Genomic DNA, 13,653 nt, shown 5'->3' with positions numbered 1-13,653 from the left:
GGCCGTCGGTCGAGCTGTCGGCCGCCGGTCTGGCTACCACCAGGCGCTGTCGAGCTTGGTTTCGATGTTGCGGACGTTGTCGCGGGCACAGCGGTCGCAGTACACGAGCTGCCGGCCGTTCTCCAGCGACGTCACCCAGGTGAGTGGTAGGTCCTCACTGTCGGCTTGCTGACCACACAGTGCACAGGTCGGATTGGCCATGGCACCAGTCTGCATCTAGTGCCCGTCGGTGCCACCTAGTACAGGAAGCTTGCGCAGTACGACGCGCAGCAGCACCGCCATCCCCGCGATCACCACGGCGGCGATCACAGCGGCAACGTGCAGCCCACTGGTGAACGCGTCCCTCGCCTGCTCGAGTACGGCGTCCGGGAGCCCGGCGGAGAGTGCAGCGGCGAGCGAGTCGCCACCCGACGACGGTGCGCCACTCCGGTACACCGCGGTGACGACAGAGCCCAGTACTGCGATGCCCAGCGCGTACCCGAACTCGTTGCCCGTCTGTGAGAGCGCCGCAGCCGTCCCCGCCTTCTCCGGCGGAACGGACCCGACGACCAGGTTCGTCCCCAGCACGATCAACGGCGCAACCCCGAGGCAGGTGACAGCGAACGCGACCACCAGCATCGCCGTACTGTCAGCCACCGCGACCAACCCCATCCCCACCACGGTGAACACCAGCGCCCCCGCGATCAACCGCCCCGGCCGGATCCACCGGGCCAGCAAAGGAGCGACCTGAAAGCTCACGGTCGACGTGATCATGCCCGGCACCAGTGCCAGCCCGGACTTCAGCGGCGACAACCCGTCGACCAGCTGGAAGTACTGCGCGACGAACACCATCACCCCGCCGGAGAGCATCGAGTACGTCATCATGCTCCCCAACGTCACCGTGAACGTCCGCTTCCGGAACAACCCCAGATCGACCAGCGGATCCACCAGCCGCCGCTGCCTCCGCAGGAACAACCACCCGAACACCAGCCCGACAACCAGGAACCCGGCCGGCCCAGCACCCCAACCGGACGCCGCCAACTGCTTCAGCCCTTGGATCAAGGGCAGGATCCCGGCGAGCGAGAGCGCCACACTCGGCAGGTCGATCCGCCCGGCTGACGCATCGCGGTACTCCGGCAGCAACAGCGGCCCGGCGACCAGCAGCACCACCATCGCGGGCACCCCGATCAGGAACACCGCACCCCACCAGAAGTGCTCCAACAGCACCCCACCGACGACCGGACCGATCACCGCACCGACCGTGAAGCAGCCGCCCCAGATCCCGATCGCGGAGGCCTGCTGCCGGGGATCGCGGAACAGATTCATCACCAGGGAGAGCGTGCACGGCGTGATCGCGGCACCGGCCAGACCGAGCAGGGCGCGGGCGCCGATCAGGAGCTCCGGGCTGTTCGCGTACGCCGCGAGCACGGACGCCACCCCGAATACGAGCGCTGACGCGAGCAACAACCGGCGTCGCCCGATCCGGTCGCCCAGGGACCCCATCGTGATCATGAACCCGGCGACCATGAACCCGTAGACGTCCATGATCCACAGCTGCTCGCTACTGGTCGCGCCGAGCGCCGTGGCGACCGGTGGGAGCGCCAGCAGCATCACGAACGTGTCCAGTGAGACCAGGAGGGTGGGCAGTGCGAGTACTGCGAGTCCGATCCACTCCCTGCGACCCGCCTTGGGTGCCGCCACGATGTCCATCCGTCCAGTCCTTCCGACGATCCGTCCGATACCAGTGCGTCGTACGGACGAACCGTGGATCGACATAGGGTTCGTCCGTAACCATGCGCTGGCGGATCCACGGTGACGAGGAGCTCTGGGGCAGTCGGTGGTTGAGCGTGCGCGCCCTGGACGTCGAACAGCCGGATGGAGGGCGGACGGAGTACCACGCGATCCGCCTGAGCGACGTGGCCGCTGCGGTAGTGACGGACGTCGACGATCGGGTGCTGCTGCTCTGGCGGCATCGGTTCCTGACGGACACGTGGGCCTGGGAACTGCCGATGGGGATCGTCGAGCCCGGTGAGACGCCGATCGCGGCGGCCGCGCGGGAGGTCGAGGAGGAGACCGGCTGGCGTCCGGGGCCGCTGAGCGAGCTGATCTACTCCCAGCCGGGCGCGGGGATCATGGACGCGGCCCACCACGTGTACCGCGCCACCACGGCGACCTGGATCGGGCACCCGGTCGAGCGAAACGAGTCCGACCGAATCGAGTGGATCCCGCTGTCCGACGTACCGGGCTTGATCCAGCGCCGCGAGATCGTCAGCGCCATCACCCTCGTAGGCCTCCAGCAAACCCTGCTGAACTCCTAGGACAACCCCTGAGGCGGCCGAAACCGGGAGGTGGGGGCAGCTTGTGGCAAAGGGCGGGGCGACCGTCGGCGGGGGTGGCGGCGGTGGGCGGGGGTGGCGGCGGTGGGCGTGGCGGCGGTGGGCGTGGCGGCGGTGGGCGGGGGTGCCGGCGGTGGGCGGGGGTGCCGGCGGTGGGCGGGGGTGCCGGCGGTGGGCGGAGGTGGCGGCGGTGGGCGGGGGTGGCGGCGGTGGGCCACGGTGGGCGTGGCGAAGGGGCGGCGTCTCGGTGGATGCCGCCCCTTCGGTGTTTCAGCTGTCGGCCGGGGTGTGTACTCGGCCGGCGCAGCTCTCGGCCCCCTGCTCCGGTTCTGCGCCGGCCGTGCTCATACCGCGGCCGGGTTCTTGCGCGGCCGGGCCCTGGGAGATCGGCTCCTGGGTGGTCGGCCGGTTGGGTGGCGCCGGCCGGCCGGACCTTGGCGGTCCGGCCGGTGGTTCGGCACCGGGGTGGATCAGACCAGGCGGGCGAGGGTGAGGCGCGCCTTTGCGCTGGCCCTCTCCGCACGCGCCGTGGCCCGCTCGGCCTGCTTCTGCGCCCGCGCAACGGTCTGCGCCAGGCGGAAGCGCCGGTTCTGCTCCGCGTCACTCAGTCTGGATCGACAATGAGCACGGGCGAGATCTTCGTGAAGTAAATGCATTTCGGTTCTCCTGTGCGAAGTCTGATTCGGGTTCATGGTTCGAGTCTCGATTCGGATGGGTGGGTCTCAGGCAGCGGTCACGGTGTCGTTCTTGCGGGGACGCCCACGGGGCCGCTTGCGCGGAACCACCACTCCCTGGACGAACAGCTCGCCGCCCCACACTCCCCACGGCTCGGAACGCTCGAGCGCTCCGGCCAGGCATTCCGCCTTCAGCGGGCAGGTGGTGCAGAGAGACTTGGCGTACTCGACGTCCGCCGGCGATTCGGCGAAGAAGAGTTCTGGCGCGTAGGACCGACAGGGCAGGTCCTGCGACGAGGCCACCTCGGTGAATGCATCGAGGAAGCTCACGCTCATTCCGGTCACCTCCAAGTGACTGTCGTGCTGATCTCTTGTCGTCCGTTCCGACCACCGGTTGGTGGCCGGTAAATCTGTGCTGACAAACAAAAGGGCCGCGGGACCCTTGGTGGGTTCCGCGGCCTCGGAGGTGCCGGCTGACTTGAGAGTCAGGCCGGTGGTCTCCATGCTCTAGAACCCTGACCGCCACGCTTCACATCGGCGACAGCTCCGCCCTCGAACTGGGCGTAATCCGGCGCCAGGAGCACAACGGTCGCGACGTGCAGACGCGACGGGGCACCCTGGATCAGGGCGCACGGCAGCGCGGTCATGTCGGACTTAGGCTTCCGAATCATGGTGTTCATCCCAGGGCACCTCCTCTCGTTGTGACGAACGGGCAGCAAGCTCGATCGCTATGGTTTGAAGTTTTCGGCCACACCGGTGACCGCAGAAAGAACAGTACGCCGAGGCATGCGAGGCCCGCAAACTATTTATCGCCAGTTTCCGAAGTTGGCCGGAAGTTGCCGCCGAAGCGGCCTCATCTTGCGGCCGCCGCGCCGACCCGGCACGCTCCGGGGCCTCACCGGCACCCTGCGAGATCGTTGCCTGTGTCACCTAAATGCCACGCGCCGCGATCTGTCTGCTCTCAGCAAAATCACACCCGTCCACTGTGCGCTCGCCGCCGTCAACCACGCAAGGCCTTTTCCGGCGGCCTGCCCGATGGGGCAGCTTCGCCGGTACGACGCGGGCCTGCACCGCTGGGTCGCCGCTGCGACCTTGACCAGGAACCGGGGACCTCGGACGGGAACCGGGGACCTCGGACAGGTTCGGGACCTGTCTGAGCTCCCCGGTTCCTGTTCAAGGTCCCCCCGGAACCGGCCTGCGCCGCCCGCAGGCCGGGCCGGCGGGGCGGTGCAGCTGTGGTGCGGTCAGCGGGTGCAGATGTTGAGGATGGGTTCGCCGTACTTGGTCAGTTTGGTGCGGCCGATGCCGGGGAGGCGGAGGAGGGACCGTTCGTCGGTCGGGCGGGCTTCGGCGACGGCTGTGAGCGTGGCGTCGGTGAGGATGACGAAGGCGGGCACGCTCTCCTCGGCGGCTCGCTCGGCGCGCCATTCGAACAGGGCGTCGTACAGCTTCTGGTCCATCGTCGACGGGCAGTCCTCGCAGCGGCCGAGTTTGCGCGCGCCCGCGTCGAGCAGGGCGCGACCACAGACGCGGCACTTCGGGATCGGCTTGTCCGAGCGCTCCCGGCCGGTACGAGGGGACGACGGCTGCCAGTCCGACGCCGAGCGGGACGAGCCGCGGACGCCGAGCGGATCGAGAAAACGAGTAGGCCCCCGCTGGCCACGGCCACCCGGAGAGCGTGACGTGGACCAACTGACGGAGAGCTGGTCCTTCGCCCGGGTGACACCGACATAGAAGAGCCGCCGCTCCTCCTCCACCTGAGACGGGGTCTGGGCGTAGCTGATCGGCAGCGTCCCCTCGTGGGCGCCGACGATGAAGACGCAGCCCCACTCCAGGCCCTTCGCGGTATGCAGCGTCGCGAGCGTGACACCCTCCGCGAGCGGCGCGTGCTGGATCGCCGCGCGCCGGTCGAGCTCGGTCATCAGCTCGGCCAGCCCCGCCTCTGGATGCGCGGCCGCGAAGTCCGACGTCATCGTCACCAGCGCGCTGAGCGACTCCCACCGATCCCGGACCGCGCCCTTGCCGGTTGGCTGCTCGGGGGACCACCCGGCCCCGGCGAGCACCCCGCGAACGGTCTCAGCGAGGTCTCCCCCGCTGTCCCCCGCCTTGGTCTGACCGCGCAGCAGCATCGCCGCCTGCCGGATCTCGGCCCGCTCGAAGAACCGCTCGGCCCCCTTCAGCACCGCCGGGATCCGCCGCTCGGCCAACGCCTGTTCGAAGTTCTCCGACTGCGCATTGGTCCGGAACAACACGGCGATGTCGCGCAGCGCCGTACCGGAGTCTTGTAAGCGCTGGATCGCGCGGGCCACCCCGTCCGCCTCGGCAACCTCGTCGGGATATTCCCGGTACGTCGGCGCCGGGCCGGGCTCGCGCTGCGAACGCAGAGTCACCTGCCCGGGCAGCCCGGCCGTGCCGGCGGCGTCGAGGATCTTGTTGGCGACCTCCACCACCTGTGGGGTCGAGCGGTAGTCCCGGATCAGCTTGATCACGGTCGCCGACGGGTGCCGCGCGGCGAAGCGGACCAGGTTCTGCGGGTCGGCGCCGGCCCACGAGTAGATGGTCTGCGCGGGATCACCGACCACGCACACGTCCTCGCGCCCACCCAGCCACAGGTCGAGCAGACTCTGCTGCAGTGGGCTGACGTCCTGGTACTCGTCGACCACAAAGGTCCTGTACTGCCGCCGGATCTCGGCCGCGACCCGCTCGTCCTCGGCGAGCAGCGCGACCGCGCAAAGCAGCACGTCCTCCAGATCGATCCGGCCGCGCTCCAGCTTGACGTCCTCGTACGCCGCGAAGATCCGGGCGATCGTGGCCGGGTCGAAGGCCGCCAGGGTCCGGCCCGACTTCGGCGCGATCCGGGCGTAGTCGTCGGGGCGGACGTTGCTCACCTTCGACCACTCGACCTCACCGGCCAGGTCGCGCAACGCGGGCGTGTCCACCCGGACCCGGCACCGCGACGCCGCCTCGGTCAGCAGCGGGAACTTCCGGTCCACGATCGGCGGCAACTCCGACCCGTACACCTTCGGCCAGAAGAAGCGCGCCTGCCGCAACGCCGCGGAGTGGAACGTCCGGGCCTGTACGCCGTCCGCGCCGAGCTGGGCGAGCCGGCCACGCATCTCCCCCGCGGCACGCTGGGTGAACGTCACGGCGAGCACCCGGACCGGGTCGAACGTGCCCGTCCGCACGCCGTACGCGATCCGGTGGGTGATCGCGCGGGTCTTCCCGGTTCCGGCGCCAGCCATCACCACGACGGACCCGTGCAGCGCGGTCGCGACGGCTCGCTGCTCGGGGTCGAGGGCCTCGAGCAGGGCGTCGGCGGACCGGCTCGCCACGACCTGTGTGAAGTCGCTCACGGGCTGAGACATGCGGGAACAGGACCCCCGTCGCAGTGGTTCGGATACAACGAGGACCACCCTAGACGGGTCGGCGGACAGAATTCGCGGCCCGGTGACGACGAGAGACGGAGCAAGCCACGATGGCGGCACTGACGATGTACTCGACCCCTTGGTGCGGTTACTGCCACCGGCTGAAGGGTCAGCTGAAGCGGGCCGGGATCGCGTTCGCCGAGGTCGACATCGAGCAGGTGCCGGACGCCGCCAAGCTGGTCGAGAAGATCAACAACGGCAACCAGACGGTGCCGACGGTGGTCTTCCCGGACGGCACCGCGATGACGAACCCGAGCCTCGCGCAGGTCGCCGAGAAGCTCGTCGCCTGAGTACTACCAGCTGCCGGTCAGTTCGGCGCCGTACCAGCCTTCGATCAGGCGGCGGGAGATGGAGATGTTGCCGGGGAGGGCCATCGAGCCCTCCTCGATCAGCGCGCGCAGGTCGTCCCGGCTGAACCAGCGGGCGTCGACGATCTCGTCCGCGTCCACCTCGATGTCGAACTCGGTCGCGACCGCGTAGAACCCGAGCATCAGGCTCGACGGCAGCGGCCAGGGCTGGCTGCCCGCGTAGTACACGTCGTTGCCGACGACGACACCACTTTCCTCGAGGACCTCGCGGCGTACGGCGGCCTCCAGGGATTCACCGGGCTCCACGAAGCCGGCGAGGGTGGAGAAGCGGCCAGGCGGCCAATTCGGGTTGCGGCCGAGCAGTGCACGGTCATGGTCGTCCGTCACGAGCACGATGATCGCCGGGTCGCTCCGCGGGAAGTGGTGCGCACCGCAGGTAGGGCACTCACGGACGTGACCGGCTTCGACGACCTCGGTGTGTTCGCCGCAGTTCGCACAGTGCGTGTGTACGCCGTGCCAGTTGGACAGGCCGACCACGTTGACCGCGATCCCGGCCTCCCGGTCGTCCAGGATGCCGCCGATCTCGCGCAGCCCGGCGTACGACTCGTCCGGCTCGCCCTCGACCAGTACTGCGAACACGGCGCGCCCGTCGGCGGTCTGGCCGGCGCCTGCTTCACGGTCGATGCCCAGGAAGATCCGGATGCCCTCCGGCGCCTCCGTAGGCGACACCAGCTTCAGTGCGGTGCGCTCTGCTGTCACCACCAACTTGTCCTTGGCGACCACCGCGACCTGTGTGTCCGGTGAGGCCCACACCTTCTCCAGCCACTCGGTGTCCCGTCGCCGGTCAGCGGCGCGGTCCAGGACGGAACGGGACAGAGCGAGCGAACCAGGACTGATCGAGTAGGCCACAGCCACAAACTATCCCGCGCGGCAAGGGTCCTCACCGCGCCCGGGGCGCAGTTGGGGACCCTCCGTGGGAGGATCCCGTCCATGAGTATTCACATCGCCGCCGAGAAGGGGCAGATCGCTCCGCGCGTGCTGTTCCCCGGGGATCCCCTGCGGGCCCAGTGGATCGCCGAGACCTACCTGTCAGACGTCACTCGGTACAACGAGGTCCGGAACATGTACGGGTTCACCGGCACCTACAAGGGTGAGCAGGTCTCCGTCCAGGGCTCCGGGATGGGTCAGCCGTCGGCCTCGATCTACGCGAACGAACTGTTCGCCGAGTACGACGTACAGACGCTGATCCGGGTCGGTACGTGTGGCGCGCTGACCGAGAAGGTCAAGCTCCGCGACGTGATCGTGGCGATGTCCGCCAGCACCGACTCGCAGATGAACCGGCTCCGGTTCCACGGGATCGACTACGCGCCGACCGCCGACTACCAGTTGCTCCGTGCGGCTGTGGACAACGCGGAGCGCGCCGGGCTGAACGTGCACGTCGGCCAGGTGTTCTCCGGCGACCTGTTCTACAACGACCGCCCCGACCTGGTGGCGCGGACCGCGGAGTACGGCGTCCTGGGGATCGAGATGGAGGCCTCCGCGCTGTACACGCTGGCCGCCAAGTTCGGTCGTCGCGCGCTCGGCATCATGACCGTGTCGGACCACCTGATCACCAAGGAGGAGACGACCGCCGAGGAGCGGCAGACCACCTTCTCCGAGATGATCACCATCGCACTCGACGCAGCGATCGAGGTACCGGTCTGAACCGCATCGGCATCGCGTTGACGAGCATCGCCCTGCTCGTCGGTACCACGGCCTGCTCGAACGACAACCCGCCCGAAGAGACACCGTCCTCCGAGCAGACACCGGCCGCCGTCGACACCCCGTCCAGTGAGGTGTCGACGGTGACCCCGACGGAGGTCATCTCCCGCTTGTCGGGCGCCGGGTACACGTGCGGCAGGGACGGCGACTACGCGATCTGTACTACGGGCGCGGTGGCGGTGTGGGTACTCACGGGCAACCACACTCGGCCGCCGGTCGTGTCACTGCATTCGGAGGGATCCGCAGACGTCGCAGCGGCCGCGATCGGCAAGGTGTTGCCGCAGGCGCTGGAGCTGGCACAGGTCAGCCCCGCTCAGCCGATGGTCGACTGGTTCGGTGAGCAGGCGGACGAGACGGCGGCGCAGACCACCGAGGGCGACTGGCAGATCGACTGGTCGGTCGAGGTGGACAGTGAAGAACCGGGCGCGCACCTGAGCCTGATGGACAAGCTCTGCACAGCCAACTGCCAAGCGGAGTAGACCGGCAATCGTCAGGTGGAGGACACCTCCACCAGGTCAGTTTCCGGCTGTTGCTCCCCCGGCCGAGACCACGATCGTGGTCGTGACCGCTGCCTGCATCTCCTGCACGGCCTTGCGCACCGCGTCCGCGGCCCAATCGGACTCCGCGATCGCCTTGGCGCGCTGCTTCAGCGCCTTCTTGTCGACCGCGTCCGTCACCACCTTCGGCACCACGTTCAACGCGCTCAGCAACGCGATCAGCGCACCGGTCCGCTCATCCGGCTGCATCCCGAGCTTGAGTACGCCCTCCAGCCCCGCCCGGACCTCCAGCTCGTGCTGTGCGTCCTTGGCCGGCCACCGCGTCACCGGGAACAGCCCGAGCACCTTGTCCTTGTCCGCCTCAAGAATTCCCCGCCCGGCCAGCCGCTCCAGCACCTGGTCGCGCAGCTTCTTCGACAGCTTCCCCATCACGTCCTTGGGCTTCCGGCCCGCCTTCCCGACCAGGACGGCCAGCCGCTCGTCCAGTACGGCGTCGCCGGTCGGCGCTGTGTCCAGCACCTTCAACCGGCCTTGCCTTGACGTCCTCTCCCGGCCCGGCGACGTTCACCTTGCCCAGCATCGTCAACTCGATGACGACCGCCCCGGCCAGCGCGTAGTCCAGCCCCGGCGACCCAGCGATCGGCTTGCCACTCGCGTCGTCGTACAGCAGCAACAGGAGATCCTCGGCGATCAACATGCCTCCAACGTAGGCCGCCGATCGATCAGCCAACATCAGCCTCGCGGTGTACCCGCTGCATCCCCCTTCAGTAGTGGCGCCCGCCCGGACGGCGCCGGGATGCGGACCGGATTCGATGCCCTCTCAGTTATCTACTAAGGTAAGCCTTAGCTAACAGGAGTCGCCCACCTCGAAAGCAGGGAATCCGCCATGAACCGTGCTGCGCCAGAACGACAGCCCTTCTACCGGCATCACACTGCCGGCGTCGGCGCGCTCACCCTCCGCCCGCTGGACGTGGACGCCGACACCCCGACCCTGCACAGCTGGGTCACCCAGCCGTACGCACGGTACTGGGGCCTGACGGAGGCATCGGTCGCCGACGTGCGCAGGGAATACCGGCGGATCGAGCAGACCGGATATCACCAGGCGTTCCTCGGCGAGCACGACGGCCGCCCCGCGTTCCTGATGGAGCGGTACGAACCCAAGCACGATCCGGTCGGCAAGGTGTACGACCCCGCGCCCGGCGACATCGGCATGCACGTCCTGGTGGCACCGCCCGAGCACCGCATCCCGGGTTTCACCGGAGCCGTGTTCGAGACGATCCTCAACTTCCTGTTCAGTGATCCGCTGGTGGACCGCGTCGTGGTCGAACCCGACGTGAACAACACCAAGATCCAAGCTCTGAACGAACGGACGGGCTTCCGCAAGCACAGCATCGTCGACCTGCCGGACAAGCAGTCCTGGCTGAGCTTCTGCACCCGCGACCAGTACGCCGAAGCGGTTTCCGCCGCGACTCCAGATCTGAATGAGGCAGGCTGAGATGACCGAACCGACCGCACACCTCCAGCCGGACGTCTGGGCCGTCGCCAACCGCGCCCTGGTCCGCAAGGCGCTGGCCGAGTTCACCCACGAACGCATCTTCGAACCCATTGCCACCGGCAACGGTTTCCTGCTCGCGAACCCGGTCAGCAATTACTACTTCGAGGCGAAGCTCTACCCCTTGCACCACTGGGAGGTGGACGCCGCCAGCATCCGGCGGACCAAGGACGGGGCCGAGGCGCCGGTGGACGCGCTCGACTTCATCACCGAGTTCCACGAGCAGCTCGGCATCGGTGCCGACATGTTGCCCGTGTACCTCGAGGAGATCAGCAGCACGCTCGCGAGCTCGGCGTACAAACTGGCGAAGCCGGACCTGATCGCGGCCGACCTGGTCCACGCGGACTTCCAGACGATCGAGGCCGCGATGACCGAGGGGCACCCGTGCTTCGTCGCGAACAACGGCCGGCTCGGATTCGGCGTGAACGACTACCGCGCCTTCGCACCGGAGACGGGTGCGGCAGTCCGGCTGACGTGGATCGCCGCCCGCGCGGACCGTACGACGGTGTCGCACAGCACGACGATCTCCTACGACGAGTTCCTGCGCGACGAACTCGGTCCGGACACGTTGCAGCGATTCGCCGAACGGATCCGCGCGGTCGGCGAGGACCCGGCCGGGTATCGACTGATGCCGGTGCACCCGTGGCAGTGGGAGAACAAGACGTCGATCACGTTCGCCGCGGACATCGCCCAGCGACATATCATCCACCTCGGCGCCAGCGACGACGATTACCAGCCGCAGCAGTCGATCCGGACGTTCTTCAACCGGTCGCACCCGGAACGCGCGTACGTGAAGACCGCGTTGTCGGTGCTCAACATGGGATTCATGCGCGGCCTGTCACCGACGTACATGGAGAAGACGCCGGCGATCAACGACTGGGTGTACGGGCTGGTCGAGAACGACGTGACACTCAAGCGGTACGGCTTCTCGGTACTGCGTGAGATCGCCGCGGTCGGGTACCACAACACGTACTACGAGGCCGCGACGCCGAAGATCTCGCCGTACCGGAAGATGCTGGCCGCGCTCTGGCGGGAGAGCCCGCTACCGGCGCTCGACTCGGGCGAACGCCTTGCCACGATGGCGAGCCTGCTGCACGTCGACCGGCACGGTACGCCGCTCGCGGCCGCCTTGATCCGCGAGTCGGGTCTCGCGCCGGCCGCGTGGATGCGCGCTTACCTCGACGCGTACCTGGTGCCGTTGCTGCACTCTTTCTACGCGTACGAACTGGTCTACATGCCGCACGGGGAGAACCTGATCCTGGTACTGCGGGACGCGGTGCCGAGCCGCGTGATCATGAAGGACATCGCGGAGGAGATCGCCGTCCTGAGTCCTTCGACCGAGCTCTCCGCCGACGCCGAACGGGTCCGCGCCGACGTACCCGACGATGAGAAGTTGCTGAGCATCTTCACGGATGTGTTCGACTGCATCTTCCGGTTCCTCTCGCCGTTGCTCGATCGGGAGGGACTGCTGACGCCGGAGGAGTTCTGGGCCGTCGTGCGGGACTCGGTGCGCGACTACCAGGCGGCGACACCGGAGTTGGCGGACGCGTTCGCGAAGTACGACATGTTCGCGCCGGAGTTCGCGCTGTCGTGCCTGAACCGGCTGCAACTGCGGAACAACCAGCAAATGGTCGACCTGACCGACGTAGCCAGCTCCCTGGTCTTCATCGGCACCCTGGAGAACCCCATCTGTGGATAACTCCCGCGGTGCATCGGCGATTTCGGTCATGCTGATGAGGTGATGCACGATCTGGGGAACGCGCGGACGGATGGGCGGCGGTACGAGATCGCGGACGGCCGTTTGCTGGTGACGGGTGCGCAACCACCTGCTCACCACGCGGCCGTCGTCGCCGTCCTCGTGCAGCTCAAACAAGCCTGCCCACCAGACCTCCGCGTCGCGGTGAACTCGCTGGACTTCCGCCCCACCCGGCACCTCTCACTCCGCCCCGACCTCCTCGTCTGCCGCGCAGAGGACGCCGGCCCGCAGTACACGACCCGCCTGCTCCTAGCCGTCGAGGTCACCTCCCCCAGCACCCGAATCACCGACGTAGTCCACAAACGAGCCCTGTACGAACAAGCCGGCGTCCCGTCGTACTGGATCCTCGACCCCACCACCCAAGAACTCACCATCCTCGCCCTGACCGAATCCCACTACACCTGCCAAGCCGTCCTCCAACACAACGAAACCTTCCACGCCACACACCCCTTCTCCATCGACCTAACCCCGGCGGGCTTGACGGGATGACCGGGGCACCCCAGGGCAGATCCGCATCAGCCCTCCGCCCCACCGCCGAACCACGCAACGCTGACGCGCATGACCGACACGACGACGACCTGCACCGGCGAGCACCCCGCCAACCAGCCGCATCCGGACCCGCAGTCTCTTGACTGGGCTCCCCGCCGGGCGACGTGCGCATTTGGCCCGGCGGAGCTCGATGCCCTGCCATACGTAGGCAGGTTCGAGATCATCGAGGGCGCGCTGCTGGTCTCACATCGGCCGACCCTGGCCCATCAGGCGATCGCGACGGAGCTCGCCACCCTGCTCGGGCAGCATCGACCTGACGATCTGAGGGTGCTCACCGGGCCGGTCGACTTCCGGCCGTCCGAGTGGGTATCGCTGCAGCCGGACGTACTGGTCTGCCATCGCGACGATCTCGGGCGACACATCCTCGAACATCCGCCGTTCCTCGCCGTGGAGATCCTGTCGTCCGCCACACGCACCACGGACACCACGTTAAAGCCTTCGCTTTACGAGAAGGCAGGCGTGGATTCGTACTGGATGCTCGATCCGACCGAGCAGACGCTGACGGTCCTCGAACTGGTCAACGGCCAGTACGCCGAACGCGCCGTAGTCACCGGAGGCGAGGTATTCACGGCCGACCTACCGTTCCCAGTCGAGGTCGTCCCGGGCCGACTGACGGACCACCCATCGCAACGCGAACACGATCCGACGGCCAAGACGGGCACCGACGCCGAAGCTTGACCAACATCGCGGGACCGTGAACACCGCACAGGTTGTTCGAGCTCCCGGCATCCTGTTCACGGTCCCTCGACTATCCGCTTACCGCCGGCCACTGCCGGGTTGTGTTGCCGGTGGCGTGTTGTAGCGCGACATCGGTCC

The 13,653-nt window shown here is 68.0% G+C and carries 15 protein-coding genes and 1 pseudogene; 8 read left to right on the top strand and 8 right to left on the bottom strand.

Features of this window, described 5'->3' with window-relative positions; all coding sequences use genetic code 11:
- Positions 1 to 33: 33 nt before the first annotated feature.
- On the bottom strand, positions 34 to 201 hold the full coding sequence (locus EV643_RS44410) for a hypothetical protein (protein WP_166665687.1): 168 nt from the start codon (positions 199 to 201) through the stop codon (positions 34 to 36).
- Positions 202 to 216: 15 nt separating this feature from the next.
- On the bottom strand, positions 217 to 1,689 hold the full coding sequence (locus EV643_RS34810) for an MFS transporter (protein WP_133804451.1): 1,473 nt from the start codon (positions 1,687 to 1,689) through the stop codon (positions 217 to 219).
- Between the two features lie 83 nt (positions 1,690 to 1,772).
- Here EV643_RS34810 and EV643_RS34805 point away from each other — a divergent pair, with 83 nt between their 5' ends.
- Positions 1,773 to 2,297, top strand: coding sequence for an NUDIX domain-containing protein (locus tag EV643_RS34805; RefSeq protein WP_133804450.1), 525 nt, complete (start codon positions 1,773 to 1,775; stop codon positions 2,295 to 2,297).
- Between the two features lie 488 nt (positions 2,298 to 2,785).
- Here EV643_RS34805 and EV643_RS47220 read toward each other — a convergent pair whose 3' ends face one another.
- The 3 genes from EV643_RS47220 to EV643_RS34785 all read right to left on the bottom strand — a co-directional run bounded on the left by EV643_RS47220 (position 2,786) and on the right by EV643_RS34785 (position 6,354).
- On the bottom strand, positions 2,786 to 3,007 hold the full coding sequence (locus EV643_RS47220) for a putative WhiB-interacting protein (RefSeq protein WP_502255087.1): 222 nt from the start codon (positions 3,005 to 3,007) through the stop codon (positions 2,786 to 2,788).
- Between the two features lie 30 nt (positions 3,008 to 3,037).
- Positions 3,038 to 3,493, bottom strand: a complete 456-nt coding sequence (locus EV643_RS47195; protein ID WP_440589990.1) for a WhiB family transcriptional regulator — start codon at positions 3,491 to 3,493, stop codon at positions 3,038 to 3,040.
- A 740-nt stretch (positions 3,494 to 4,233) separates the two neighbouring features.
- Positions 4,234 to 6,354 carry an ATP-dependent DNA helicase UvrD2 gene (locus tag EV643_RS34785; RefSeq protein ID WP_133804448.1) on the bottom strand — a complete coding sequence of 707 codons (2,121 nt, stop codon included), beginning with the start codon at positions 6,352 to 6,354 and terminating at the stop codon, positions 4,234 to 4,236.
- A 110-nt stretch (positions 6,355 to 6,464) separates the two neighbouring features.
- On the opposite strand from EV643_RS34785, the gene EV643_RS34780 reads away from it, so the two are divergent.
- Positions 6,465 to 6,704: a mycoredoxin gene (locus tag EV643_RS34780; RefSeq protein WP_133804447.1), complete on the top strand. Its 240-nt coding sequence runs from the start codon at positions 6,465 to 6,467 to the stop codon at positions 6,702 to 6,704.
- Positions 6,705 to 6,707: 3 nt separating this feature from the next.
- Here EV643_RS34780 and nudC read toward each other — a convergent pair whose 3' ends face one another.
- Positions 6,708 to 7,631: an NAD(+) diphosphatase gene (nudC, locus tag EV643_RS34775; protein WP_133804446.1), complete on the bottom strand. Its 924-nt coding sequence runs from the start codon at positions 7,629 to 7,631 to the stop codon at positions 6,708 to 6,710.
- A gap of 81 nt (positions 7,632 to 7,712) precedes the next feature.
- Between nudC and deoD the strand changes: the two genes are divergently transcribed.
- Together deoD and EV643_RS34765 are read left to right on the top strand one after the other, a co-directional pair.
- The gene (gene deoD, locus EV643_RS34770; RefSeq protein WP_133804445.1) at positions 7,713 to 8,426 is read left to right on the top strand and encodes a purine-nucleoside phosphorylase; all 714 of its coding nucleotides are present in this window, start codon (positions 7,713 to 7,715) and stop codon (positions 8,424 to 8,426) included.
- A gap of 17 nt (positions 8,427 to 8,443) precedes the next feature.
- A complete protein-coding gene (locus tag EV643_RS34765) occupies positions 8,444 to 8,962 on the top strand; it encodes a hypothetical protein (protein WP_133804444.1) in 519 nt (172 codons plus the stop codon).
- Positions 8,963 to 8,998: 36 nt separating this feature from the next.
- Here EV643_RS34765 and EV643_RS34760 read toward each other — a convergent pair whose 3' ends face one another.
- On the bottom strand, positions 8,999 to 9,499 hold the full coding sequence (locus EV643_RS34760; RefSeq protein WP_255513071.1) for a GOLPH3/VPS74 family protein: 501 nt from the start codon (positions 9,497 to 9,499) through the stop codon (positions 8,999 to 9,001).
- 91 nt (positions 9,500 to 9,590) lie between these two features.
- Positions 9,591 to 9,677 (bottom strand): annotated as a pseudogene (locus tag EV643_RS46565) (GOLPH3/VPS74 family protein); the annotation flags it as partial.
- 189 nt (positions 9,678 to 9,866) lie between these two features.
- Here EV643_RS46565 and EV643_RS34755 point away from each other — a divergent pair.
- The 4 genes from EV643_RS34755 (at position 9,867) to EV643_RS34740 (ending at position 13,515) form a co-directional block, all read left to right on the top strand.
- Positions 9,867 to 10,475: a GNAT family N-acetyltransferase gene (locus tag EV643_RS34755; RefSeq protein ID WP_133804443.1), complete on the top strand. Its 609-nt coding sequence runs from the start codon at positions 9,867 to 9,869 to the stop codon at positions 10,473 to 10,475.
- Between the two features lies 1 nt (position 10,476).
- Positions 10,477 to 12,231: an IucA/IucC family protein gene (locus EV643_RS34750; protein WP_133804442.1), complete on the top strand. Its 1,755-nt coding sequence runs from the start codon at positions 10,477 to 10,479 to the stop codon at positions 12,229 to 12,231.
- Between the two features lie 42 nt (positions 12,232 to 12,273).
- Positions 12,274 to 12,777: a Uma2 family endonuclease gene (locus EV643_RS34745; RefSeq protein WP_133804486.1), complete on the top strand. Its 504-nt coding sequence runs from the start codon at positions 12,274 to 12,276 to the stop codon at positions 12,775 to 12,777.
- A 69-nt stretch (positions 12,778 to 12,846) separates the two neighbouring features.
- Entirely contained in the window at positions 12,847 to 13,515 is a 669-nt protein-coding gene (locus EV643_RS34740; protein ID WP_133804441.1) for a Uma2 family endonuclease, read from the top strand.
- Positions 13,516 to 13,653 lie beyond the last annotated feature (138 nt).

Source organism: Kribbella caucasensis, from assembly GCF_004361855.1.
GTDB classification, from domain to species: domain Bacteria; phylum Actinomycetota; class Actinomycetes; order Propionibacteriales; family Kribbellaceae; genus Kribbella; species Kribbella caucasensis.
This window is presented reverse-complemented; position numbering and strand designations above follow the sequence as displayed.